Annotated in this window: 22 protein-coding genes; 11 read left to right on the top strand and 11 right to left on the bottom strand. The window is 40.8% G+C overall.

Annotated elements, in window-relative coordinates; translation table 11 throughout:
• Positions 1-52 precede the first annotated feature (52 nt).
• The gene (locus tag AC13CS_RS08615; RefSeq protein ID WP_293164263.1) at positions 53-1,336 is read left to right on the top strand and encodes a D-alanyl-D-alanine carboxypeptidase; all 1,284 of its coding nucleotides are present in this window, start codon (positions 53-55) and stop codon (positions 1,334-1,336) included.
• Here AC13CS_RS08615 and AC13CS_RS08610 read toward each other — a convergent pair.
• Positions 1,330-1,917: an NUDIX domain-containing protein gene (locus tag AC13CS_RS08610; RefSeq protein WP_293164265.1), complete on the bottom strand. Its 588-nt coding sequence runs from the start codon at positions 1,915-1,917 to the stop codon at positions 1,330-1,332. The genes AC13CS_RS08615 and AC13CS_RS08610 overlap by 7 nt on opposite strands.
• 130 nt (positions 1,918-2,047) lie before the next feature.
• On the opposite strand from AC13CS_RS08610, the gene AC13CS_RS08605 reads away from it, so the two are divergent.
• On the top strand, positions 2,048-3,604 hold the full coding sequence (locus AC13CS_RS08605) for a M81 family metallopeptidase (RefSeq protein WP_293164267.1): 1,557 nt from the start codon (positions 2,048-2,050) through the stop codon (positions 3,602-3,604).
• Here AC13CS_RS08605 and AC13CS_RS08600 read toward each other — a convergent pair.
• The 5 genes from AC13CS_RS08600 to AC13CS_RS08580 all read right to left on the bottom strand — a co-directional run bounded on the left by AC13CS_RS08600 (position 3,601) and on the right by AC13CS_RS08580 (position 6,983).
• Positions 3,601-4,254, bottom strand: a complete 654-nt coding sequence (locus AC13CS_RS08600; protein WP_293164270.1) for a DUF2461 domain-containing protein — start codon at positions 4,252-4,254, stop codon at positions 3,601-3,603. The two genes, AC13CS_RS08605 and AC13CS_RS08600, sit on opposite strands and share 4 nt — an antisense overlap.
• 93 nt (positions 4,255-4,347) lie before the next feature.
• Positions 4,348-4,710, bottom strand: coding sequence for a four helix bundle protein (locus tag AC13CS_RS08595; RefSeq protein WP_293164273.1), 363 nt, complete (start codon positions 4,708-4,710; stop codon positions 4,348-4,350).
• Positions 4,711-4,864: 154 nt separating this feature from the next.
• Positions 4,865-5,665: a TIGR00266 family protein gene (locus AC13CS_RS08590; protein ID WP_293164276.1), complete on the bottom strand. Its 801-nt coding sequence runs from the start codon at positions 5,663-5,665 to the stop codon at positions 4,865-4,867.
• A 73-nt stretch (positions 5,666-5,738) separates the two neighbouring features.
• Positions 5,739-6,452, bottom strand: a complete 714-nt coding sequence (locus AC13CS_RS08585; protein WP_293164279.1) for a type II CAAX endopeptidase family protein — start codon at positions 6,450-6,452, stop codon at positions 5,739-5,741.
• A gap of 75 nt (positions 6,453-6,527) precedes the next feature.
• Positions 6,528-6,983 (bottom strand): DUF4442 domain-containing protein, encoded by a 456-nt coding sequence (locus AC13CS_RS08580; protein WP_293164282.1) that lies wholly within the window; start codon positions 6,981-6,983, stop codon positions 6,528-6,530.
• 169 nt (positions 6,984-7,152) lie between these two features.
• On the opposite strand from AC13CS_RS08580, the gene AC13CS_RS08575 reads away from it, so the two are divergent.
• The 8 genes from AC13CS_RS08575 to AC13CS_RS08540 all read left to right on the top strand — a co-directional run bounded on the left by AC13CS_RS08575 (position 7,153) and on the right by AC13CS_RS08540 (position 14,937).
• Positions 7,153-7,635: a DUF4870 domain-containing protein gene (locus AC13CS_RS08575; RefSeq protein ID WP_293164285.1), complete on the top strand. Its 483-nt coding sequence runs from the start codon at positions 7,153-7,155 to the stop codon at positions 7,633-7,635.
• A 241-nt stretch (positions 7,636-7,876) separates the two neighbouring features.
• A complete protein-coding gene (locus tag AC13CS_RS08570) occupies positions 7,877-8,206 on the top strand; it encodes a PadR family transcriptional regulator (RefSeq protein ID WP_014031488.1) in 330 nt (109 codons plus the stop codon).
• Positions 8,207-8,215: 9 nt separating this feature from the next.
• Entirely contained in the window at positions 8,216-9,937 is a 1,722-nt protein-coding gene (locus AC13CS_RS08565) for a PspC domain-containing protein (protein ID WP_293164294.1), read from the top strand.
• Between the two features lie 37 nt (positions 9,938-9,974).
• Positions 9,975-10,577, top strand: a complete 603-nt coding sequence (locus tag AC13CS_RS08560) for a GIN domain-containing protein (RefSeq protein WP_293164297.1) — start codon at positions 9,975-9,977, stop codon at positions 10,575-10,577.
• Between the two features lie 209 nt (positions 10,578-10,786).
• A complete protein-coding gene (locus AC13CS_RS08555; RefSeq protein WP_293164300.1) occupies positions 10,787-11,509 on the top strand; it encodes a head GIN domain-containing protein in 723 nt (240 codons plus the stop codon).
• A 108-nt stretch (positions 11,510-11,617) separates the two neighbouring features.
• Entirely contained in the window at positions 11,618-12,628 is a 1,011-nt protein-coding gene (locus tag AC13CS_RS08550; protein WP_293164303.1) for a dipeptide epimerase, read from the top strand.
• Positions 12,628-13,674, top strand: coding sequence for a pyridoxal phosphate-dependent aminotransferase family protein (locus tag AC13CS_RS08545; RefSeq protein ID WP_293164306.1), 1,047 nt, complete (start codon positions 12,628-12,630; stop codon positions 13,672-13,674). The genes AC13CS_RS08550 and AC13CS_RS08545 overlap by 1 nt, the downstream gene beginning before the upstream one ends.
• 60 nt (positions 13,675-13,734) lie before the next feature.
• Entirely contained in the window at positions 13,735-14,937 is a 1,203-nt protein-coding gene (locus AC13CS_RS08540; protein WP_293164314.1) for an SH3 domain-containing protein, read from the top strand.
• Between the two features lie 73 nt (positions 14,938-15,010).
• Here the strand turns inward: AC13CS_RS08540 and AC13CS_RS08535 are convergent, their stop codons facing one another.
• Entirely contained in the window at positions 15,011-16,402 is a 1,392-nt protein-coding gene (locus AC13CS_RS08535) for a SusD/RagB family nutrient-binding outer membrane lipoprotein (protein ID WP_293164317.1), read from the bottom strand.
• Positions 16,403-16,413: 11 nt separating this feature from the next.
• A complete protein-coding gene (locus AC13CS_RS08530) occupies positions 16,414-19,581 on the bottom strand; it encodes a SusC/RagA family TonB-linked outer membrane protein (RefSeq protein ID WP_293164320.1) in 3,168 nt (1,055 codons plus the stop codon).
• A gap of 294 nt (positions 19,582-19,875) precedes the next feature.
• Between AC13CS_RS08530 and AC13CS_RS08525 the strand changes: the two genes are divergently transcribed.
• The gene (locus AC13CS_RS08525) at positions 19,876-20,319 is read left to right on the top strand and encodes a hypothetical protein (protein ID WP_163625715.1); all 444 of its coding nucleotides are present in this window, start codon (positions 19,876-19,878) and stop codon (positions 20,317-20,319) included.
• Positions 20,320-20,384: 65 nt separating this feature from the next.
• Here the strand turns inward: AC13CS_RS08525 and trxB are convergent, their stop codons facing one another.
• The 3 genes from trxB to AC13CS_RS08510 form a co-directional block, all read right to left on the bottom strand.
• Complete coding sequence (gene trxB / locus AC13CS_RS08520; protein WP_293164326.1) at positions 20,385-21,353, bottom strand: thioredoxin-disulfide reductase; 969 nt, start codon at positions 21,351-21,353, stop codon at positions 20,385-20,387.
• Positions 21,354-21,901: 548 nt separating this feature from the next.
• On the bottom strand, positions 21,902-23,272 hold the full coding sequence (rimK, locus tag AC13CS_RS08515; protein ID WP_293164329.1) for a 30S ribosomal protein S6--L-glutamate ligase: 1,371 nt from the start codon (positions 23,270-23,272) through the stop codon (positions 21,902-21,904).
• Positions 23,273-23,285: 13 nt separating this feature from the next.
• Positions 23,286-24,071 (bottom strand): RMD1 family protein, encoded by a 786-nt coding sequence (locus AC13CS_RS08510; RefSeq protein ID WP_293164332.1) that lies wholly within the window; start codon positions 24,069-24,071, stop codon positions 23,286-23,288.
• Between the last annotated feature and the right edge of the window lie 120 nt (positions 24,072-24,191).

Raw genomic sequence — 24,191 nt, 5'->3', positions numbered from 1 at the left:
AGTTTCAGTTAAAAAATGAATATCTTGTTGTTAAAATTGACCAAGGGCGTATATGAACCAACCACAAACAAAAACATCTAACCCACTGTTTTTCAAGGTTTTTATTATCATTTTTTTGTTGACAGGATGTAGTCCCATCAAAAAAACACTGAACTCGAATATTGAGAGCGACAACCTGAAAAATTCTTTCCATGGCCTTGTAATTATTGATGCCAATACTAAAAAAGAGATCTATGATCACAATGGCGACAAATACTTTACCCCTGCCAGCAACACAAAGATTGTAACTTTATATACAGGTCTAAAGTTACTTCCCAAATACATTCCCACCCTAAAATATAAAGTGACCCAAGACACGATATTTATTGAAGGTACCGGTGACCCATCATGGCTGCACCCCTATTTTAAGGACAGCACAGCAATAGCTTGGTTAAAAAATCAGGAAACCATTGCCCTTTACACCAAAAATCACAGCGAACCCCGTTATGGGCCCGGTTGGGCCTGGGAAGATTACGACACTTATTTTTCGCCCGAAAAATCCACTTTGCCCCTTTATGGCAACGTAGCTACCATTTCCAACAACAATGGATTGGAAGTTTCTCCAAAAACATTCTTCCATAAAACCATAATCAAGGACACCACTTTTAAAAGAAAAGAATTCCACAACAAGTTTTATATCTCTTCTACGGAACAGGACACTTTGGAAATTCCTTTTATGGCCAGTGAAAATTTGACCAAAGAATTACTTGAGACAGCCCTTGGGAAAAAAATTGCTTTGACCCCACATTTTCCATCTGGAGAGAAGCAAACCTTGTATGGAATAGAAACCGACTCTATTTTTAAGCGTATGCTTTTTAAGAGCGATAACTTTTTGGCAGAACAATTATTAATAGCGGCCTCGGCAACACTATCCGATACCTTGAGCACCGAAAAAGCCATAGATTTTATGTTGAACAATCATTTAAAGGACTTGGAACATCAACCGCGCTGGGTAGATGGGTCCGGACTTTCCCGTTATAATTTGTTTACGCCCCGTTCCTTTGTTCAAATTCTTCAAAAACTATATGAAGAAGTACAGGAAGAACGTCTTTTTGGGATATTTCCGATGTGGGGACCCAACAATACGGTCCAAGAATGGGAAGACCACACAACGGAGCCGTTCCTATTTGCCAAATCGGGCTCCGTGGGCAACAACTATAATTTGAGCGGCTACGTGAAGACCAAATCGGGCAAATTGCTCATCTTTAGTTTTATGAACAATCATTTTCGGGTGCCATCATCAGAAATAAGGGAAACCATGTATACTACCTTAAAGAATCTCTACGAAAACTACTGATGCATAATTCCCTGCACTTGGGCGTATTGCAATAGCATTATAGTCTTGGCATCTTTTATTTCACCGTTTTGCATCATGGCAATCGCTTTTTTAAAATCCAGCTCCAACACCTCAATGTTTTCGGTTTCATCCGCTGCGCCACCGCCCTCACTTACTTTCATGGCATCTTTATACTCACCAACAAAAAAATGAAGAATCTCAGTAACCGAACCGGGTGACATGTAGGCTTCAAAAACCTTTTCCACCTTATCAATTTTATAACCCGTCTCCTCCTCTACTTCCATTTTTATCGTTTCCTCAGCATTTCCCTTCTCCAAAAGTCCCGCACATACCTCGATCATCATCCCATCATCATTACCGTTCACATAGGTGGGCATACGAAACTGTTTGGTAAGCACAACCTTTCTTTTTTCAACATTATAAAGAAGTATCGCAGCACCATTGCCACGGTCATATGCTTCGCGGATTTGCTTTTCCCAAACACCATCGTCCCGTAAATATTCAAAAGTGATTTTTTCTAGGGAATACCAGTTGTCTGATAGCAGTTCCCGTTGTATGTTTCTGATTCTGTTGCTAGCCAAAATGAATAAGTTTTGGTTAAATATACAAGCTTATCCACTTATCACTCTGAATTACTGCAATCACTTTTGACATCAATATTATTATGTCGATATTTATGTTTTTTGATGAAAACCGACCAAACCCAATATTATGCGTAACTCCTTACTCCTTCTGTTACTTTTTGCCATTCTGATAAGTTGTGATACCAAAACAGAAAAAAAACTGCCTCGAATAGCCATTGCAGGACTGGGGATTGAATCCAGTACGTTTTCGCCCGCCCTTACGCATGAAGAAGCATTCCATCCCAAAATTGGAGATTCCATATTTAACCGCTACTCTTTTATGGATACAGATTCTTCCTTGAGAAAACGAGCCGAATGGGTTCCCACTTTAGTGGGAAAATCATTGCCCGGGGGAACCGTAACTCGAGAAGCTTACGAATCCTTGGTGGGCAAAACATTAAAAATGTTGGAAGAAAATAAGCCTTACGATGGGCTTTTCTTTGACATTCATGGAGCCATGAGCGTTGTTGGACTAGATGACCCAGAAGGAGACCTCATCAAACGTATTCGAGAAGTTGTGGGAACCGACGTATTGATTTCGACCTCCATGGATCTCCATGGCAATGTTTCCAAACGATTGGCACAACATTCCGATTTGATTACTTGTTACAGAATGGCTCCACACGAAGATGCCACCGAATCGCGCAAAAGAGCCGTGAAAAACTTGGTGTCACGATTAGAAAACGGAAAAGGCAAACCCAAATACAAAGCTTGGGTTCCCATACCGATTTTATTACCCGGCGAAAAAACAAGCACACGAGTAGAACCCGGAAAAAGTCTTTACGCCAAAGTGCCCGAAGTGGAGCAAAAAGAAGGCGTAATCGATGCCGCTATCTGGATTGGCTACGCTTGGGCCGATGAACCCCGAAACCATGCCGTGGTCATGGTTACAGGAGATAATAAAGACCAAGTAACCGAAGGAGTTGAAAAATTGGCTAATAGTTTTTGGGATGTCCGCGAAGAATTTGAGTTCGTAGCCCCCACAAAATCCTACGAAGAAGCATTGGAACTTGCTTTGGCGAGTGACAAAAAACCATTTATGTTGAGTGATATGGGCGACAACCCCACCGCTGGTGGCGCAGGTGATGTTACTTGGACATTGACGGAGCTTTTAAAAAGGGAGGAGTTTCATACAGTAGGTGGCAAATCCTTGATTTACGCCTCTATTCCCGGGCCTAAATTGGTGGAACAAGCTATGCAAGTTGGCGTTGGCGGAGAAGTCAGTGCTCCTGTTGGTGCCGATATTGACGATAGATATGCCCCACCCCTTATGCTAACGGGAGAAGTTACTGCCATAAAACATGGCGATGTTCATGCAGAAACCGAGGTTGTGGTACGAGTGGACAATGCCCATGTTATTGTGACCAAAAAGAGGAAACCCTACCACAGAAAATCTGACTTTACCAATTTGGGACTTGTTCCCAGTGAAACGGATATTATAGTAGTTAAAATTGGGTATTTGGTTCCAGAACTTTATAATATGCGAGGGGATTGGGTCATGGCCTTGACCCCAGGTGGCGTGGACCAAGATTTGGAACGTTTGGGCCATAAAAGAATTATTAGACCCATGTTCCCATACGACCCCGACATGGAGCGCCCCGACCTTTCTGCCCGATTGATCAAGGCTTCGGATGAACTGGACTAAACAGTTACGGCTTGATTTAAATATTGCCGAAAGGGAAGCATTTCCTTGTAAACGGCAACGATTTTTTCTTTGAAATCAGGATTCAGCACGTCTGCTTTTGTCAGTTTGTACTCCACCGCGAAGGTTTTGTTGCGCAACAATTCAATATGCGGATGGTCGTTGGAAAACCCTTTGGGGGATGACACCAATTTCTCGTCCTCATATAAGCCGCCAAACATTTTTTTGAAGGATGGTTTGTCCAGAATCTGCTGCAATTCCTCACCATTATAATCAATGGCATCTCGGATACTGCGAAGCGTTTTGGAGTCAGGTCGCCATCGACCGCCTGCCAACAAGCAATGTTTTAGTCCAATTTCAATATAAAAATCGGCGGAATTGGGCGCTTTGTCCAACCCTGCACCCAAATGGTCTTTGTAGATAGGTTTATTCGGATGGAACATTAAATTATTATTGATTCTGTTGATGCCCTTTTTGCCTGGAGTTGGGTAATAATCGTCATGGAGTTGTACCATGGTCAAATCCAAATCATCCAACCAAGCGATAAAATCGTTGCGAAGGGATTTGTACCATTTGCGGTTCGCATCCATCCATTCTTTGTTATTGTTCTTTTGAAGTTCTTCTAGAAAATGGAACAGGTCGTTGAAATTCATGGATTGTTCGGTGTTGGATGTTTGATGCTCGGTGTTTGGTGTTCGGTGTTCGGTGTTCGGTGTTTGATGTTAAGGGTCTTTAATGATGTGAAGCTATATCTTGTTTCGAAAAGCTATAATCATGTTCATTAACTTGAAACAACAATCATATAATTTTTCAAATTCCTTATCGGAAATATACGCTCTATTACTAGCCTTATACAAACAAGTCACCACTTCTGCCAGTGAACGTACAGAATAACCCAGAAACTTTCTCAACTCAGGCTTTGACTGAACAATGGAACCTTCAGAAATATTAAGGGCCACCGAATCTGCTGCTCGACAGATTTGGGATGATAAGTTATATGTTTCTTTTTTGGGAAAATCATTGGTAATCAAGTTTATTTGTTCTCCCAAATTCATGGCATCCTGCCATATATGTAGTCTTTCAAATTTAAACTTTGTTTTTCCAACCATATAACAATTGACATTCTGCATCAAGCACCTAACATCCGGCTTCAAGCAACTTAAAATCTATTATCAATACTTACTTTTATTCTTTTGGAATTGAGCTTCCAAGCTCAGACTTCTGACTTCTGACTTCGGACATCCAACACCCAACACCCGACATCTAAAACCTATTATCCCCATCCAACAAATCGCCGATACCGCCCAAAATGCTACCTTCTCCCTTGTCTTTTCCGCCACCTCTCGGTGCAGCGGCCCAAACTCGGCTGGCCAACCTACTGAACGGCAAGGATTGAATATAAACGGTTCCCGGACCACGTAGCGTAGCAAAGAAAAGTCCTTCCCCGCCAAAAACAGTATTTTTAATGCCGCCCACAAACTCAATATCATAATCCACAGTTTGGGAAAAACCAACAATACAGCCTGTATCCACTTTTAAGGTCTCTCCAGGTGCCAATGTTTTTTTCGCCATGGTTCCACCAGCGTGCACAAAGGCCATTCCGTCACCTTCCAGCTTTTGCATAATAAAGCCTTCGCCTCCAAAAAACCCACGGCCCAAGCGTTTGGAGAACTCAATGCCCACGGAAACACCTTTAGCGGCACAAAGGAATGCATCCTTTTGGCAAATAAACTTGCCGCCTTTTTCGGAGAGATCTATGGGGACAATTTTACCTGGATAAGGCGAAGCAAAGCTCACAAGTTTTTTACCTTGACCAATGTTCAAGAAAGCGGTCATAAAAAGGCTCTCGCCCGTGAGCATTCGTTTACCTGCGGAGAACAATTTGCCCAATACCCCAGTATCTTGGTTGGAACCGTCCCCGAAGATGGTATCCATTTTAATATCGGTATCCATCATCATGAAACTGCCGGCTTCGGCAACAACGGCTTCTTGTGGGTCCAGTTCTATTTCCACATATTGCATTTCTTCGCCGTAAATGTGGTAGTCTATTTCGTGTGCGTTCATTATGTATTGATGTTTTTTGATTTCTATTTATATGTTGATGGATAGGTGGATTTGTTACAGTTCTTTTCAACCTTTATTCCTTGACTAACAATCTAAGCTTTTTGATAGTTAGAATAATACCATAAGCACTTGCAATATATATGATAACGCCTAAAATCATTGGAGAATCTGATACTCCATAAAATTCCAGTTTGGTAATACTGGCTGAAATGTTATGAATGATATGAACCAAAATAATCAACCATAGTGATTTGGTTAGATAATAAATATAGTTATATACAAGGCCTATCAAAAAATAAGCGAATAAGCCTTCCATACTTAAATGCATCATTGAAAAAAGCAATGCGGTAGCCACCATGCTAAAGTAGAAGCCATACCTTTTCAATAATGAATTGAAAATAAGATATCTAAATAATATTTCCTCCAAAACTGGGGCTACCAAAATTGATAGGATAGTTGAAACTGTTATATAAGCTCCTTTTTGAAATGGTATTTCCCAAGCTAAAAACCGAAACTCCCCATTTACTAAGTTTCTCCAAAATGGAACATCAACTAGAGTTTGAAAAATAAATAAGAAAACGGATAAGAAGATACATTGTATAACTATACTGTATCGTATTTTATCGTTATTAATAAACCACTTTATTTTTAAAAGTTTAAAGGAAAGTAATATTCCAGCAAGATATATTATTGGAAAAGAGGAAACTAATACTATGCCTTCCGCTTCATAGGAGAAAAAGTTTAAAGAATTCAAAACATACCAAAGCATTGCTGATATGAAATTCATTAAAACCAATAAAGCTATAAAGTAGAAAAGAACGAGATGTCTTCTTATGAAGTGCACTGTAAAAGTCTTATAACATTATTCTTTCACCTTCACCGTCCACTCAAAATGAAAGGTGGATACCTCTACCCCATCTTGGTTCACCCCAACCGATTTCATCCAGCAGGTCTCTCCTTCCCCATTCTCAACAGTTTTTTGAATGGCATCAGCGATTAATCCGCCATCCTCGCAAGTAAATGTGATTTTCCCCGTAGCTTTTTTTGTAAAGGTGGCCTTGTTGTTGGCCACGAGCATGGAGATTTTCTTTCCACTCTTTTGGATTTCGTTCATTACCAATGCACCCGTACTTAGCTCAGCAGCCATCCCCTGCACGGCCCAAAACATGGATTTAAACGGATTTTGATTCACCCATTTATACTTTACCGAGGTGATTGCCTTTTTGTCATCAATATACTTAAGCCTTACCCCACACCACCATGCAGAAGGAAGTTTCATAAATGTAAACGTATTGATTTTACTGGGTGTAAGTGCCATATCCTGTATTTATAATCGCCTAAAAATAGGTAAAAAGATGATATATATTATTGTTAATTTTATGTTAAATTATAGTACTTTGTTTTGCATAGTACCATCTTTTGGATATATATTTGTATCGTAAGCTAATAGGTTAACCCCTTTACAATCAAAAAACATCAATCAGAAAATGGCAACTACAATCACCAAACACGAACGAAATTTATCCGCAATCATCCATGCGTCCATGTTCTCGAAGTACTTTATCCCCTTTGGGAATTTTATACTTCCCCTGATCCTATGGACCGCCAATAAAAAGCAACATGAGTTTGTGGATTATAATGGTAAACAAGCACTTAATTTTCAAATTAGCATGTTACTCTATTCCATTGTAGCAGGTTTGATCACTATTCCATTCTTTATTGGGTTTTGGCCAGACCTGTTCGATTGGAACTTTTTTGGGTTCCACGACTTGAGCGATTTGAACAATCTGAACTTTCATATAGATAGTGACGATTTTAGATTGGGACGACTTATTTGGCCCGTAGGAATATCTGGTTTTTTGCAGGTTGCCTTGGGCATTGTGAACATTGTTTTCACCATTTTGGCCACCATCAGAACCAATGAAGGGGAATATTTTAAATATCCATTCACCATAAAATTCATCAAATAATATATATATAAGGAGCTTAATCACCTCCGCCATAATCATCATCAATCAAAAAAATCGGAGTTTAACCATCAATCAAAAAACGAAAAAAATCAACCTGCCCTGAGCGCAGTCGAAGGGTCAATCATCAATCAAAAAACCGTTTCCACTCCCCTGCCCAATTCGGGGGAATGGAGTGGAAACGTTGCCAAACAAAGTTTGGCAGAACAAAAACGAACAGTTAATTTAATAGAACCATGAAGTTATGAACATAGAAAACACAAAAGCACAGATGCGCAAGGGGGTTCTGGAGTATTGCATTCTGTCCATCCTTAAGGATGACGACAAGTATGCCTCAGAAATTCTGGGAGCCTTAAAGGACGCTAAGATGTTAGTAGTGGAAGGTACCATATACCCTTTGCTCACAAGGCTAAAGAACGCGGGATTGCTCAACTACCGTTGGGAAGAGTCCACATCGGGGCCGCCCCGTAAATATTATGCCCTCACGGAAACAGGCCAGTTGTTCCTAAACGAACTCAATGGCACCTGGGACGAACTTAGAAACGCAGTCAATCTGGTAACCAACACAAAATAAAATCAAAAAATGAACAAGACAGTAAATATAAATTTAGCAAATACGCTCTTCCATATAGACGACGATGCGTATAACAAGCTGAGACGGTACTTGGAATCCATAAAACGTTCCTTTTCAGGTACCAAGGGAAGCGATGAAATTATTGCCGATATAGAAGCTAGGATTGCCGAGCTCTTCCTCGAGAAAATGGAGAACGAACGGCAAGTGATCACGCATAAGGAAGTAGACCAGGTAATCGATGTTATGGGGCAGCCCGAAGATTACATGGTGGACGAGGACATTTTTGAGGACGAACCCAAAAAGGCCTATGCAGAATCCACAGGGAAAGGCAAAAAACTGTACAGGGACATAGACCATAAATATATTGGTGGTGTATGTGCCGGTCTGGAGCATTACTTGGGCATAGACGCGCTATGGGTTAGACTCATATTCATTCTATTGGCCGTATTCACCAGTGGTTTTGGACTTATCGCCTATATCCTACTTTGGATTTTGGTGCCCGAAGCCGCAACAACCTCCCAAAAATTGGATATGCGGGGGGAGCCCGTCAACATCAGCAATATAGAACGCAAAGTTAAAGAGGGGTTTGATGATGTTGCGGAAAAAGTAAAAAGTGTTGACTACGATAAAGTGGGCAACAAGGTCAAAAGCAGCTCCAAGACCTTTTTTGATACCATCGGGGACATTATTCTGTTCCTCTTTAAGGTATTCGGCAAGTTCATAGGCATTTTGTTGATCATCATCGGTGCATCTACATTGGTAGGATTGTTCTTTGGACTGTTCACCGTGGGCATGTTCGATGCAGTACATGTACCTGGAATAGATTTTTATGAGATCGTCAACACCTCTGGAGCACCGGTTTGGGTGGTATCCATCTTATTGTTCTTTGCCGTAGGGATTCCGTTCTTCTTCCTGTTATATTTAGGTTTGAAGATATTGGTGAACAACCTTAAATCCATCGGAAACATTGCCAAATTCTCCCTGTTGGGCCTTTGGTTGATTTCCGTAGGACTGTTGATTGTATTTGGAATACGCCAAGCTGCTGAGTTCTCTTATACTGGAAGTGTAAACGATAGGACCGAACCGGCTTTGGAAATTCCTTCCGACACCTTGATTATTACAATGAAAGATGCTTACATGGAATATGACAGGGATGATATTCATTTTGGAAGGATGACCTTTGGTTATGATGAAAATGACAACCGTGTGCTGATGTCCGACGAAGTCGATATCAAAATCAGAAAGTCGGATACCGATTCCATCAGCATTAATATTAGAAAAGATGCAGATGGTAGCTCTACTCCAGCAGCCCGTGACCGTGCAAGGAACATTGAATATACCTACACGGTTGATGGCAATGAAATTGTACTGGACAAATATCTGACCACCGAGACATCTAACAAAGCTAGAAACCAAGAAGTGACCATTACCATTTATGTTCCAGAAAATATGACGGTATATTTTGATGATTCCACAAGCAGATACATTGGGCGGGGAATTGACAATGACCAAGGGTTTTACAGAAGTGGTATGGCAGGGCAACACTGGTTGATGGGTGATGACGGAGAGTTGCAATGTTTGGATTGCCCAGAAGACGATGACGAGGATAGAGATGGTAACGGTAAAATCATCATCAATGAAGATGGCATTGACATCGACATTAAAGACAATCAAGATTCCTTTGAGATGAAGATCAACGAGGATGGGGTAAAAGTCAAAGCAAAAAACTAGACAGGCCAGTACCCTGTAATCCTATAAAAAAATCGACATGATAAAGTTTATTTTATTACCCATAATTCTGTTCAGTCTCATTGCAGTACCGTCCTGCAAAGCACAAGACAATTCTTCTTCCGGGAACAAAGATGTTGTAAAAGAAGAGAGATCTATCCCACCTTTTAACAGTTTGATTGTTACGACAGGAGGAAACATCTATCTGCACCCTACTTCGGCAACCAAATTGCAGTTGAAAGGCAAAAAAAGTTGTGTGGAAAAGATCGATGCCGACGTTTCATCAAAAGCCTTGCACATTTCGAGCAAGGACAACCACTCAGACAACTGCCATGTCGAAATCCATATTGGGACTCCAAATTTTGATGATATTCAGTTAAGTGGAGGCGGGTCGCTCAAAATAGAGGATGGTTTTGCCCCAATAGAAATTCTCAAATGCACTGTAAAAAGTGGAGGAAATCTTGAAATGGCATCAACACCTGTCGATTCCCTGTTCGCCATCGTCTACGGAGGTGGAAAAATAACCGCACAAGTCGGCACACTCCTTAACGGCACAGTAAAGGATGGAGGAACTATTTTTTATACAGGTAAACCTATAATCAAGTCGGATCTATCAAATGGTGGTGTAATAAAACGCAGATAAATAAAGGAAAAGGCATAAACCAAAAATTACAATTGGGGAACGATTTTCTACAATTGGGCATTTTTAAATTCCAATAACACATACAAAACAGGACATTTAAGCTGATTAATTTCAGTATCGATCACAACTAAATCATAAATCAATCAATAATAGATGCCCAGTCTAGCTGAGAGATACTCAACCAAGCTGAGCATAAAAAAACAACAATCATGACAACACTAGCAAGATTAGCAATCGCCGCACTCCTATCTCTCTTTGCATCCTCATGCATGATGGATATGAACTTCGGCAATGGAAAAACAGGCAACGGCGAAATCGTAGAAGAAAGCCGTGATGTAAAAGAGGATTTTGACATCGTATCCGCTTCCGAAGGAATTGATGTATTCGTAACGCAAGGCTCCGATTTCAACATTTCGGTAGAGGCAGATGAGAACATTATTGACCTTATCGGAACCGATATTAAGGATGGAAGACTTAAAATCCATGCCATTGAAAACATTGGAAGAGCCACCAAGAACGTTTATGTGACCCTACCAGAAATTACGGCATTGGAGAGTTCCAGTGGTGCCGACCTTATCGCCCAAAATGTGATAAAGGCAGAAAACATTGAACTTGACTCTAGTAGTGGTGCCGATCTACATGTAGAGGTTGTGGCGGGCGAAGTATCTGCAGATGCCAGCAGCGGTGCCGACATCAAGGTTTCTGGTCAGGCAGATGCACTGTTTGCCGACGCCAGTAGCGGTTCGGATATTAAAGCACAAGACCTGATCGTAAAAAGATGTAACGCAGATGCCAGCAGTGGTGCCGATATTTCCGTAAATGTTTCGGAATCCTTGGTGGCAGACGCAAGCAGCGGAGCGGATATTAAATATACAGGCGAGGCAAGTGTGCAGACCAAAAAATCCGTTTCGGGAAGCGTTCGTAAATATTAATCCAATTCCCTTTACATATGCAAAGGCCCGCTTAATTTTAGGTGGGCTTTTGTTTATAATATGTTTGTATGAAGCCCTATATTAGCAAGACGCAATTATGGAAAACTCATGCAGATAACTTTAAAAAAGTACACACTTCAACTAGCCCACACTTTCACCATTTCCAGAGAATCCAGGGATGAACAGGACACCCTTATCGTTTGTTTGTCGCTTAATGGGCAAACAGGTTATGGCGAAGCCACATCCAACCCCTATTATAAAATAACCATTGAGGGGATGATGGCCGAAATAGAAGCTGTAAGAAATCAAATTGAAGGGTACACCTTTGAAACACCTGAGAACTTTTACGAGCATTTAGAGTCCCTCAACCTCCATAAATTTACCCTTTGCGCCTTGGATTTGGCGGCAAACGACCTTTATGGAAAACTAAAAGGAAAACCCCTTTACGAAATTTGGGGCACCAATACGGACAAGTACCCCATCACCAATTACACCATTGGTATTGATACCATCGAGAAAATGGTGGCCAAACTCCAAAAAAAACCTTGGCCCGTTTACAAAATTAAGTTGGGAACCTCCGACGATGTTGCCATTGTACGCGAACTCAGAAAACATACGAACAGTATTTTTCGAATTGATGCCAATTGTGCATGGGGTCCAGAAGAAACTATTAAAAATGCCCCTTTATTAAAAGAACTGGGGGTAGAATTTTTGGAACAGCCGTTGAAGGCCGATAATTGGGAGGGAATGGCCATGGTTAAAGAGCAATCCGCACTTCCCATTATTGCCGATGAAAGCTGCATTGTGGAAAGCGATGTAGAACAATGTGGCCCTTATTTTCATGGTATCAATATTAAATTGACAAAATGTGGAGGATTGACACCTGCCAGGCGTATGATCAAAAAAGGTAAGGAATTGGGGCTGCAACTCATGGTCGGATGTATGACGGAATCTACCGTTGGAATTTCTGCCATTGCCCAACTTTTGCCCCAGCTTGATTATGTGGACATGGATGGTGCCATGCTCCTAAAAGGTGATATTGCAAAAGGCGTGGAGATTTTGGAAAACGGTAAAGTAATTTTTCCTGAACTACCAGGAAGCGGAATAGAACTGCTATAATGGCTTACCAAATTCAAAGTATACCCGATAGAGAGATATTGATTGATGGTAAACCACATTTATATTTTGGGGGCACCTCCTATTTAGGTTTACAAAACTACGCCCCTTTCAAGGAGCTGTACTTAAAAAATGTCTCCAAGTATGGAATGCATTATGGTGCTTCCAGAAAATCCAATGTAAAACTGGGTGTTTACGAAGAAGCTGAAAATTATTTGGCTAACTGGGCGGGCAGTGAACGTTGTTTGACCATGTCCAGCGGTTATTTGGCGGCACAATTGGTGGTTCAGACCCTAATAGAGAAAGGACATACCGTAATTGCCGCACCATATGCCCATGCCGCACTTTGCACCAGTAGGATAATTAAAACCAAAGGTTGGGAGGAATTGGAGCAGCTGGTATCAAAAGAAATTGCCAAAAACCAACTGATGCCCGTTGTACTTTTTGACACTATTGATTTTTCGGGTGAACAATTTCCAAATTTCAAAAGTTTAAGGAACCTCTCTTTGGATAAGGTGATTTTAATCGGAGACGATTCCCATGGCATCGGAATCGTGGGCGACAACGGAAATGGTTGTTATCGTATGCTCAAAGCTCTTCAACCCGCCAAACTTATGGTTTGTTGTTCGTTGGGCAAGGCATTGGGCATACAGGCAGGGGCTGTTTTTGGCGCTAAAGAGGACATACAAATGTTGGAATCCACTCCTTTTTATGGAGGGGCAAGCCCTGCATCTCCTGCTTTTATGGCAACGCTATTGGATGCCAAAGAAATATATTCGGAGCGCTTGGAAAAACTTAGGGACAACTACCGTTATTTTAAATCCATACTAGAAACACCGTCCTTTTTCACCCATATGGAAGGACATCCCACTTTTGAATTCCAAAATACAGAGGTGGTATCATCTTTAAACAAAAGTGGTTTTGTTTTTACCAATTTCAATTATCCTGATGACAATGGCCCTATTGTGAGCCGTTTTGTATGGAGCGCTTATCATAAAAAAGAGGATGTGCTACAATTGGCCAATTGTTTGAACACCCTCTTGGGTTGATCATTATATCTCATAAATTGGTTATTTTGCAAGCATTAAATAAAGTAACATTATTATTTTATGAAGTTTCCATCTTTCCAAAATAATAGGGTTTACCTGTTTTTGTTGGTTGTCCTTATTTTTTCAGCCTGTAAAACAGAGCAAAGCACAGAGCCAAATAAGGTAGATCAAATGATTTCTTCCGTTCGGGAAACCTATGCCCCGGATAAGCGAGTGGCTCTTTTTGACATTCAATCAAAAGAAAATGTCAAAGGATATACCTTAACGGGCAAAACCAATCTTCCCGATGCTCTGGATGCCCTGCATCAAGAATTGGAGTCCCAACAAATTGCTTATTCGGATAGTATTGAAGTGCTCCCTGCCTCTGACTTGGAAGGTAAAATTTATGGTGTCATCAAACTTTCGGTGGCCAATTTAAGGTCTAACCCTTCGCATTCGGCCGAAATGGTTACGCAAGGGACTATGGGAATGCCCATCAATGTGTATCAAAAAGAAAGAAACTGGTATCAAATACAAACCCCGGACAACTACTTGGGATGGGTGGATAGCGGCGGTATCGAGGTAATGAACAAAGCTGAGTTTGACGCATGGCAAGCTTCAGAAAAATTGATCTATACAAGCACTTATGGTAAATCCCATTCGAAAGCGGACGCAACTTCAGAGGTAGTTTCTGATGTTGTAGCCGGAAACATTTTCAGTCTAATGGCAGATGAAGACAATTTTTACCAGGTAAAATACCCTGATGGAAGAAATGCTTTTGTATCCAAATCAGAGGCATTGCCCTATATGGATTGGAAATCCACATTGCCCTTTTCCATGGAAGCTTTGGTCAAGACCTCCAAAACCATGATCGGTGTACCATATTTGTGGGGAGGGACTTCTACAAAAGGTGTTGATTGCAGTGGTTTTACCAAAACCGTTTATTTTATGAATGGGATCATTATACCTCGTGATGCGTCTCAACAGATACATGAAGGGATTTTGGTAGATGACTCAAAGGAGTTTGACAAGCTCGTTCCAGGGGATTTGCTCTTTTTTGGAAGAAAAGCCACAGAATCAAGTCCAGAACGGGTTGTCCATGTGGGGATGTGGATTGGAAACAACGAATTCATTCACTCAGCGGGCAATGTCCATATTAGTAGTATGGATAAAAACGCCGAAAATTTTGATGCATACAATTACAACCGCTACCTACGTACCAAGCGAATTTTAAATGAAACGGGGGAAGGGTTATTGTACCTGACCAAGGAGAATGTTTTTTAATATTGTATGAACCTATAAATATAAAGGCCATCCAAATTGGATGGCCTTTAATTTTTATGATAAACGTGTTAATTTATTGATCCCACCAAAGTGGCTTATGAATGCTGTCGTCTCCTCCAAATTGACGCTGTACCGCATCATTATAATTGGTTTCATTGTTAAAGGCTTCGTTATCCGGATAACTTAATCTTAAAGGTACCTCAACACCATTCGGTGAGACCATGATATCAGGAAAGCCCGTTCTTCTCCATTCGGCCCAAGCTTCATAACCGAACATAAACAAATGAACCCAACGTTGAGTGGCTATTTGTTCTATAGCCATAGAATCATCATAGGTGACCCCAGGTTGCGCCAAAAATTCTGCTGCACCGTCCGTGCTTCCTGTCCATTGCAATATGGATTGCTCGACTGCCATCTCATAATAAGAAGCTGCATCTCCAGCTATCCAACTTCTTTCAGGAGTGGCAGCTTCTGCCATTGCAAAAAGGATTTGGGCATAAGTAAGCAAATGAACAGGGGCGTCCTGCGCATAAATAGCATCTCCCAACAACGAATATTCTTCTGTTCCAATATTCTCCTCTTCACCGAAAAGCAATCCAATATATTCCCCCGAGTTTCTCGTCAAGTTTCCATAAACTGGAAGTCTGGGGTCATCAACGGGCTGCATTTCTGCAACCAGATTTTCTGTAAGGGCCCACCATTCCCTATTTTGGTTCACAATTTGTCCGTACCAATAGTTTTGGTTGTTGGCTTCTGCCAAATGCTGAAACACAAGATTATCGTCATTTGACTCCAAAACGCCATCTTCCATAGCATCATTGAATTCCGCTTGGGCTACGGCAGGTGCAACTTCCGAAAGACGGAGGGCCATAAGCATTCTAATGGAGTTCGCCAGTTTACGCCATTTTTCCATGTCTCCATTATAAATAATGTCATTGGCTATGCTACCGCTTTCAATTAGATCTACAGCTTCCTTTAGTTCTGCAAACAAATCTTCATAAATGGATTCCTGTAAGTCATACACTGGGGTGAAATTATCAACTCCCTGTAATGCTTCTTTGTAGGGAACATCTCCCCATCGGTCGGTTATATTCCAAAAATAATAGGCTTTTAGAATCTTGGCCACCGCAATTTGATTGTTTACGGGCCCATCGTTACCATTGAGTTCCTCGGAATTCAAAACTGCTTCCAAATCTGCCAATGGACCATAATACCATCCATAAAAACTGGTACTCTGTTCAGGGTAAAGGGAAGCACCTACGTATTGGGTCTCGGCCAAGTACTGTGCCATAAATTCTCCTTGTGGGGATGAACTCAAACCTGGCAGTGAAAGTTGTGCCTGGGCAATAAGCTGTGTTCCCGATGCCTGATTCGGAAGGTTGGGGTTCTGATTGATATCCTCATCAAAATCGCTGCAACTTACCCCTAAAAAAGCTGACAAAACTATTATATATATCTTCTTCATCTTATATCCTTTTAAAATGTTACGTTTAGGTTAAGACCATACGATCTTACCGAAGGTAATTGGCCTGACTCGTACCAACTTATGGACTGGGCCCCTGTTGAAATCTCTGATGGGTTTATGCCCCTTGGAGCTTTTTGCCAAATCATGTAGGGGTTTCTCGCTATAAATGAAAGGCTCATTGTTTTAAAAGGTAATTTATTCATAATCTTATCACCCAAGTTATATTGAACCCTTACCTCCCTTAATTTTATAAAGGATGCATCATACAACCATTCCTCATAAATTCTTCTACCGACCACATTTCTATAATAGGAACGGGCGTCCACATATGCTGTTACTTCCTCCCCTGTCAATTCAGAAATCCCGGTGACCTTAACCCCGCCCCCATCTTCAACGGCATCCCTCACGTTCATACCGTTATCATTTGTGGCTACTGTCAAGGCATCTTGGCCTGTTCTTACGGACAACATTTTTGATCTACTGAAGAACTGTCCTCCACCTTGGAAATCAATCATTGCTGCAATATTGAATTGGCCTATCCTAAAATTATTTTGAATTCCTCCGTTAAAATCTGGCAATACCGAACCAAAGTCGTGCGTGGCATCGGTATACAACGGCATGTTATCATCACCAAGTAATATCATCCCCGTAGCTTCATCCCTTTCATACGCTTGCCCTACCAAACTACCGAACGGCTTTCCTTCGTAGGAGTTCAAATAACTTGTAACGCTTGAGTAGGTAGTGGAATCGTAGGTATAAACATCTATGCCCGGTGCGAGTTCCACAACTTCACTTTCATTTTTATTGATGTTAAAGGTAAAATCCCATGAAAAGAAGTTGGATCTAATGGGGTTGGCATTTACCGATAGTTCAAAACCATTGTTCTGAATCAAACCTGCATTGATGATACTGGAATTATACCCACTGGTTCCTGAAACATCCAAACTTATAATCTGATCCTTGTTCTTTTGCTCATAATAAGTAAAGTCAAAGCCCAATCGATTTTTGAAAAAATCCAATTCAATTCCTGCCTCAAAAGAATTTGAAAAAGAAGGTTTTATATTGGGATTGTTCAAATTGTCCGGCACATACAGTGTATTTATGCCATTGTACACTGTTCCCACACCATAAACGGTACTGGTCTGATACGGATTCAAATCTGATCCTGCCTGCGCATAACTGGCCCTGATCTTACCGAACGACAACGGTTCCCAATTCAACAATTCACTAAAAACAATACTTCCTGATAAAGAAGGATACCAATATGAATTATTATCCTCTGGCAATGCGGACGAATTATCGTTTCGTATGGATGCATCTATAAAATAAGTTCCATCGTATCCGAATGAAACCAAACTATACAAGCTACGTATTTGTTTTTCCAAAAGATAAGAAGTGGTATTGGGTCTATCTATTGATGCATCAATATTGTAGAAGCCTGGTGTTGAAAGTCCGCCGACCGTGCTCATTGAGAGATACGAATAACGTCGGTCATATATATTGCCACCTATACTGCCATCAAAAGAAAAATCTCCCCATGACTTTTTGTATTGTGCCAAAAATTCGTAATTGAACTCCCTGTTCTGATATTTTCCAACGGAATAGGAAGGAACTCTCCTACCGCCAAAAGCCGATCTATTTTCTATGTTTTGGGTATACATATCCGAACGGATGAATCCACTGACTTCCAATTCCGGTAAAATCTTGTACGAAATGCCTATATCTCCAAAGAAACGATCTCGTCTATCGTTGCTGTTGTTTTCATAAACTTCAAAATAAGGGTTGTTCCAATAGAGCGGATCAAAATCAGAAATCTGGCCGGATTCTGAATCTGGACGGCTCAAGTTCCAATGTAAAAATGTCCCGTCATCGTATTGATAATCCCTCAATCTATTCATATCCAAATTACGCTGGAACCATTGTACCATGTAACTTGCCCCATATTCGGAACCTTGGCCTGGACGCTGGCCTTCATTTCTGGCATAGTTCATATTGCTGGAAACAGTTACCTTTTCATTCAAGTTTAAACTTGCACTCAAACCAATGTTATTTCTATTGAGATATGTATTTGGGACAACGCCTTCAATACGTGTGTCATTTGCGCTTAGGCGGAAAGATGTATTCTCATTTCCTCCGGTAACGGACACACTATTGTTGTAGGTTGCACCTGTCCTGTAATAATCTTTAACATTGTTGGGCTGTGGCACAAATGGCCTAAGTTGCCCATATTCAGGATCCTGAGGATAGAAACTGAAAACATGGCGAACAGGAGTACCGTCCATTAAAGGCCCCCAACTTTCATCTACACTCATATCTACAAATGGTTGGCCATTATCCAGTACTCTAAAGGTCTGACTGGAACCGCCCCCGTACATATTTTGTAAGGGGATAAAATTATATGTGGATTCCAATGAAACAGAAGATGAAATCTGTACATTAACGTCTTTGACTCCTTTTTTGCCCTTTTTGGTAGTAATCATTATAACCCCGAACTGCCCCCTGATTCCATACAATGCAGAAGCAGCTGGCCCTTTCAATACATTCACAGATTCAATATCTGCTGGGTTGATGTCCTGCGCAAGGTTTCCATAATCCGCTTGGTCACTCCCAGAGAAATTAGCGTTGGAAATTGGGGTTCCATCAATAACAATTAACGGTTGGTCTCCTCCACTAATGGAGTTCACACCTCTAATTTTGATTTTCTGGGTACCTCCCATACTAGCCCCGGAAGCTCCAGTTACCTGTACCCCGGCAACTCGTCCGGAAAGGGATCCCAAAACATTTTGCTCATTGGTCAAATTAAAATTATCTCCATCGACCTCTTGTGTAGCATAACCCAGCGACTTTTTATCCCTCGAAATGCCCAAAGCAGTAACCACAACCTCCCCCAATTGTTCTGCATCTTCTTCCAAAGACACATTGATAGTCGTTTGAGTACCTACGGTAACTTCTTTTGGTTTCATTCCCAAATAAGAAAATCTCAAGATCTGCCCGCTAGAGGCGCTAATGGAATAGTTTCCATCAAAATCTGTAGTTGTTCCGGTGTTTGTGCCACTTACCACAATGGTCACGCCGGGCAAAGGTGTACCCGAAGTATCGGACACTGTACCAGTAACGGTCTGACCAAATGCAGCAACACAAGAAAACACTGCAATAATTGTCAAATAAATGTTTCTCATTACTAAAGTTTGTGTTAATAGACCCGAAATTTGTTTAATTTTTTTTACAAATCAAACATTTAATCCAAAAAATGTTTAATTCATAAATATTAACTCCATTCAGTCAATAATTTTTAAATCCTTGGCAAACCTTTTAAAAAATACGTTTTTTTACCAGACTTTTTAGTGTAAAAAAATTCTCCTCCATAGCACTTTAGCTTGACAAAATATTAACATTTTGAGTCTAAATTCTTAATTTTTACAAAAATTATTGCTATCTTTTAAATATTCTAACACTTTTAAAAGTAGAGCATTATGAAAAAATCAGTTTTACTTTTCACTATTATTCTTGTTTTCTTGCTTACAGGAAGTTTTAATGGACAAAAACCCAACAGTCCTACTATTGAAGGTACTTGGGAACTACAAAGTTTTTATAACTATGACGGAGAAAATGTTATAGATACCATAATAAAATCTGATGGTTACAGACAGGTTAAAATGTATTCCAAAGAAAAGATTATGTGGACCCGATATGTACCGGACGACCCTAACGGTAGATTTGGCTATGGTTCATACAAAATAACGGACAGCTCATTGATCGAGGTAATTGAGTATGGTGACGACGAGATGATGAAAGCTCTGGATACCATGCGAAACTTCACTTTTGAGCTCATCTTAAAAGAAAATACATTCAGCCAAATTACAGTTGACTCGGATGGCAACAGAACTTTTTCAGAAAATTACAAGCGGATTGATTGAGTTACAATCAACAAAAAAGGCACTGAAGTTTCAGTGCCTTTTAAATTTTTAGTACAAACTACTACTTATGATGCCAATACTTCTTTGCTCTCTACCGAAGCCAAGTAACGCTCTGCATCCAAAGCGGCCATACATCCAGTTCCTGCAGCAGTAACCGCCTGTCGGTATATTTTATCCTGCGCATCGCCACTGGCAAAAACACCTGGTTTGTTTGTTTTGGTAGATTTTGGCTGAGTAATAATGTAGCCTGTTTCGTCCATATCCAATTGTCCCTTAAATATATCGGTATTAGGTTTATGCCCAATGGCGATAAACAATCCTGTAACTGGTATTTCTTCTTTCTCACCAGTTTGATTGTTCACCACACGAACACCTTCCACAACCTGTTCTCCCAAAACTTCATCTATTTCGGTATTGTATCGGATTTCAATATTGTCCAAACTATTTACACGATGCTGCATGGCTTTGGAAGCCCGCATGTAGTCTTTACGAACCAACATGGTCACTTTTGTGCATATATTGGCTAAATAGGATGCTTCCTCTGCCGCAGTATCCCCAGCTCCCACAATGGCCACATCCTGACCTTTATAGAAAAAACCGTCGCAAACCGCACAGGCCGATACTCCACCGCCCCTTAGTCGCTGCTCGCTTGGTATATTCAAGTACTTGGCGGAAGCTCCTGTTGAGATTATCACGGTTTCAGCTTCCAATTGGGTGGAATCGTCGACTGTAATTTTATGTATTCCACCAACCTCATCACTAAGTTCCACAGCGGTTACCATACCAATTCTCACCTCGGTACCAAACCTTTCTGCCTGCTGTTGCAACTGCATCATCATGGTTGGGCCATCGATACCTTCTGGATAGCCTGGGAAATTATCCACTTCGGTAGTAGTGGTCAATTGCCCACCGGGCTCCATTCCGGTGTACATTACTGGTTTTAAATCTGCCCTAGAGGCATAAATGGCCGCGGTATAACCGGCTGGTCCTGATCCAATGATCAATGTTTTGATTCTTTCCACTTGTTCTGACATAAATCTTCTTCCTGAAATGTTACTTTACAAAAGTAGGTTTTTTGTCCAAAACCTTACACCATGCCGTTTTTATGTTTTCTTAAAAGATGTGAACAATTGTGAATGATTCGACTCTTTGCCGTATTTTAAATCTTTCCCAAATAAAAAGGAGCCGTAAAAACGGCTCCTTTCCGAAAAAGTAGGTCAAATTTATGGGAACATAATTTGATCTTAGAAAACCGTTACAACCAAGGGGCTCAACCTCAAAAACCCCTTGGAGCAACGTAAACCTTGTTATAAATAAGATATTAGGTAAAGAACACATAGTACCCTATAATCACCCCATCCTATTCTTAAGGTTTTAACTCAAGCTGTAAAGCTTTGCGTTAACTGGAACAAACATACTATTGTCCTTTGATTTGGAAGGGGTACAATTAACCAATGGGGCTTCTCCGTTTACGGATGCCCGTTTTCAATTTATATTTGGATTTTTGGAGCCTTGTGTAGGAAAATATATCTAAAAATAGATAATTATTTGAATTTCAAATAATTGAGTAAAATCAGTGGCCTTATTGCTTATATTTCAATTTTTTCTCGATAGTCTCTATCATCACATTGGCAATATCCTTTCCCGTAGTATTTTCAATTCCTTGAAGCCCCGGTGAAGAATTCACCTCCAAAAGCAAGGGGCCTTTGTTAGACCGGATAAGGTCAACCCCTGCAACATCCAAATTAAAGACCTTTGCAGATTTAATGGCCAATTTTCGCTCCTCTGGGGTTATCTTAACTTTTGATGCTGCCCCACCTTGGTGGATATTGGCCCTAAACTCTCCTTTTTCTGCAGTACGTTGCATGGAGGCCACCACTTTTCCGTTCACTACAAAACAACGAATATCGTGCCCGTTGGCTTCTTTGATGAACTCTTGTACCAAAATGTTGGTCTGTACACTTTTAAAAGCGTTGATCACACTCTCCGCCGCTTTATTGGTTTCGGCCAAGACCACCCCTTTTCCTTGGGTGCTCTCCAACAATTTAATTATGAGCGGGGCTCCACTTACCATACGAATAAGGTCTTTGGTATCCATCGGGGATTTGGCAAAGCCCGTAGTGGGTATATGAATATCGTTTTTGGAGAACAATTGTGATGCAAAAAGCTTGTCCCTAGATCTACCAATGGAGTCAGCAGAGTTTAAACAATACACCCCCAATGTATCAAACTGCCTTAAAAGAGCACAACCGTAAAAAGTAACGGCGGGTTTAATTCTTGGAATCACGGCATCGAACTTATCCAAAATGTTTCCGCCACGGTATCTAATCTCGGGAGTTGCGGCATCCAATTTCATGTAAACGTGCTCCACATTCAAAAAAACCACTTTATGGCCCCGCATCTCGCCTGCCTCAATAATTCTTTTGTTGCTGTACAGGTTTGGGTTACTGGCCAACAACCCCAATCGAAGTCCTTTTTTCTCCGTAGTGAAGGGTTGGTACTTTTGCTCAAGGTCCTCATCGGAAATATCTCCCTGCACAAAACTTTGGGATGGGTCTACCAAATATCGTCCATTGATCGCCTCACGACCAAGCAACATTCGATACTCCATGGTGTCTCTATTGGCCAGGGTAAGTTCAATTTCATAGACATTGCCCGAAATATTTACATTGGTCTTGATTACGGGACGTTCCTCTGCAATGCCTTGCGAACTTTTTACGCTACGCACATCGACCAACTTGGCCTGACACAAGATGGATATACTTCTATTGTCTTGAACCGGGTTTACCTCAAAACGTACCCATTCTTCGAGGCCTTTGTTAAAAATTTTAATCTTACTGGCTTGAATGGATGATGTTTTTGCTCCGGAATCTACTCTGGCCTTTATGGCCGGAATTCTCAAATCATCAAACTGGCACCATTCTTCGCTGCCCAAAATTTTAAAATCGTTCAAAACAAATATGTATTTAACTAATTAATCGCATAATGAACAGGTCCACAACCTCGACCAAAATCAAGATAATAATAATCCACTCAAGCCTGCTACTTTCCCTATGGTCCATAATATTCATGAACAGACTGAGGTTTTCCTTGATCACATTGCCCTGTTCCTTTATATTTCGGTACCTTTCCTTTAGGTCAAAGATTTGTTTTAAACCTTTGTCCAATCGGTCGAGCTCCAAATCTTCCCAAACTACTTCGTGGGAATCAAAAATATAGAGGTTTTCGGAAATTTGATTGTTAATGTTCAATACTTTGGCGATATGTTTTTTCAACTTTTTCCCTCCTATGTCCAACTTTCCTTTTTGCTCCAAATATGTGGTATGCTGTCGGGTTTCTTTCATGGCCTCTTCCGATAGTCCCTCAAAATAATCCAGGGCCACAGATTGCGACAAATGCAACAATGCCAAACGAATGCCTTCTACATTGGATTCTGGCAATATTACCTTATCATGGTCAATGATTGCTTCTTCCTGATCGTTCACCAATTCCATATCCATGGTTTCAGTGATGTAGGATTCCTTCCATTCCTTGCCAAAAGGCTTGATTTCGCCCAAAAGTTGGCTTATGTCCGCCTCACTGTATCCAAAAAAGGATATAACACCGTATCTGAAGACATAAAGGTAACGTGATGCATCGGAATAAAAAAGTTCATCCCTATCACCATAAACAAGTTCCTTGACCAAAGCTTTCCTGCAAGCTGGGATATTGATACTCGCTGCCAAGTGCAGAGCCATTGCCTTTGATTCCATTTTGGTAAGCTATTAATATGATTAAAACCAGTCAGTTCGAATTTTTTCCTTTAGGAAAAAGTACCTGCCTGCCGGTGGCAGGTCGAGAACAAGGTCTATTTCTCGATACATTTTTTTGAA

The organism is Flagellimonas sp. B-3, from assembly GCF_056857835.1.
Note: the sequence above shows the minus strand (reverse complement) of the source record. Positions and strands in the feature narration are given on the sequence as shown.